Below are 1,160 nucleotides of genomic sequence, written 5' to 3' on the forward strand. Positions count from 1 at the left end.
CGTACATAATGGCTGATTTGAGGGTTAACACCCACACTTACTTCAGGACGTACAGCACCTAGAAAAACCAGCACTGATTTAACAATTTGATTTGGTAGCGGTCTTTCTGTAAATAAGCCTGTTGAAGCTGTCTCTTAAACCAGACAGGCATCAGGATCTCCTCCTTTTAATCTCGTGACACATTTGATAAGATGCTGTAAATTAGTTTATGAAATACTGCTTGTAAGTGTTCGAATCACAGGAGGGGCGTTTATGGATAACAAAAGCCTGCAGCTAATGGTAGAAAAAACATCACTTGAATCATTCGGATTGCCTTTCCTTCACGAAGCAACGTTTAATCCACGTTTACGAACAACGGGCGGTCGGTATTTATTAAGATCTCATAATCTCGAATTCAACCCTAAGCATTATGAGGAGTACGGTTTTGATGAGCTGATCGGTATCATCAAGCATGAGCTCTGTCATTACCACCTTCATCTTCAAGGGAAAGGATACAAACATAAGGATCGGGATCTCAAAAGCACTCACCTGAATCGTGTAGCGCGGCTCGAGATACTGTCCAGGCTGTTCCTGGCCAAAGGCGTACGGAGAAAATCAAACACATCTATCAATGTTCGAATTGCAAGACCTCCTACAAACGAAAAAGGAGAATAGATACGGCGAGGTTTGTCTGTGGGAAATGCAGGGGGAAACTCTTATTAACTTCTTCTAATTAATTATTGACGGTGTAAAAGCTATGTGTTAAATTAATATAGTCTCTTTGAGATAAGAATCTGTCCGAAACGCATCATTAGCTTCTCAAAAACAGCCAAAAAAACTTTTGAGAAATATGTTGACTTTGCTTTCTGGATGGGTTATTATATTAAATGTCGCCGATAACGACGGCAACAACAAACAACATATTATTCCACAGTAGCTCAGTGGTAGAGCTATCGGCTGTTAACCGATCGGTCGTAGGTTCGAATCCTACCTGTGGAGCCAAACGGAGAAGTACCCAAGTGGCTGAAGGGGCGCCCCTGCTAAGGGTGTAGGTCGCGTGAGCGGCGCGAGGGTTCAAATCCCTCCTTCTCCGCCATTTTTATGGCCCGTTGGTCAAGCGGTTAAGACACCGCCCTTTCACGGCGGTAACACGGGTTCGAATCCCGTACGGGTCACCATTT

1 protein-coding gene, 3 tRNA genes and 1 pseudogene are annotated in these 1,160 nt (G+C 43.7%); 4 read left to right on the forward strand and 1 reads right to left on the reverse strand.

The genetic code is table 11. The annotated features are described in order from the left end of the window. Window positions 1–58 precede the first annotated feature (58 nt). On the reverse strand, window positions 59–151 hold the full coding sequence (gene cmpA, locus ACXADT_RS21550) for a cortex morphogenetic protein CmpA (protein ID WP_474835878.1): 93 nt from the start codon (window positions 149–151) through the stop codon (window positions 59–61). Window positions 152–252: 101 nt separating this feature from the next. Between cmpA and ACXADT_RS21555 the strand changes: the two are divergent. The 4 genes and pseudogenes from ACXADT_RS21555 to ACXADT_RS21570 all read left to right on the forward strand — a co-directional run bounded on the left by ACXADT_RS21555 (window position 253) and on the right by ACXADT_RS21570 (window position 1,157). Further along, window positions 253–716: pseudogene (locus tag ACXADT_RS21555) on the forward strand (SprT family protein). A 190-nt stretch (window positions 717–906) separates the two neighbouring features. Continuing rightward, window positions 907–981, forward strand: a tRNA-Asn gene (locus ACXADT_RS21560). 3 nt (window positions 982–984) lie between these two features. Continuing rightward, window positions 985–1,075, forward strand: a tRNA-Ser gene (locus ACXADT_RS21565). 7 nt (window positions 1,076–1,082) lie between these two features. After that, window positions 1,083–1,157, forward strand: a tRNA-Glu gene (locus tag ACXADT_RS21570). Window positions 1,158–1,160: the final 3 nt, after the last annotated feature.

The sequence above is a fragment of the Anaerobacillus sp. ABR4_321 genome, from assembly GCF_056158505.1.

Coding starts and splice junctions, on each gene's coding strand:
- cmpA (WP_474835878.1), bottom strand. CDS start 151: ATGCCTGTCTGGTTTAAGAGACAGCTTCAACAGGCTTATTTACAGAAA.